At 47.3% G+C, this 512-nt stretch carries 1 protein-coding gene; it reads left to right on the forward strand.

Annotated elements, in window-relative coordinates:
• Positions 1-284 precede the first annotated feature (284 nt).
• Positions 285-512 (forward strand): hypothetical protein (locus tag DVK06_RS19440; protein WP_233561802.1); only part of this gene is annotated, 228 nt, incomplete at its 3' end.

Raw genomic sequence — 512 nt, forward strand, 5'->3', positions numbered from 1 at the left:
TAGCCAATACGACAAAAAGTATGGATGCGGCTCGCATGATTGGTTTAGAAGACAGTGCTGACATCAGTCGATAAGAAATAAGCTGAGCGAAAAATCACGCAATGTGTCAATGGCCCAACATCGGCAATTTTACGGTGGTCGCCAGCGGCATGGCATCAAATTAGCCGATCCTGGGAGGTAGCGCATTGATCTAGAAGAGATAAAGCAAATGGCGGCTCCCATGGTTATGGGATGGCGCAGATCATCGAAGTACATATACGATCTTGCCTGATAGACATATTGGTATGCGAGCCGTAGACTATGTGTATTGCAACGAATGCAACGCTTTTGCCATCTTGAGCGTTGATTGGGGCTTGAAACCAGGAGTGGAAGATGTGACGTCTTTCACGATTATTTATCACTGTATAAATATACAGCATCATGCTAAACGCAGAGCTGGTGCGGCTTGCGGAGGATCGAACCAATGTGCTTATCAGCCGCCGCCGGTGCTTACCGGCTTTGCTTGTCCATAT

This window comes from Halorubrum sp. Atlit-28R, assembly GCF_003665955.1.
GTDB classification, from domain to species: Archaea; Halobacteriota; Halobacteria; order Halobacteriales; family Haloferacaceae; genus Halorubrum; species Halorubrum tropicale.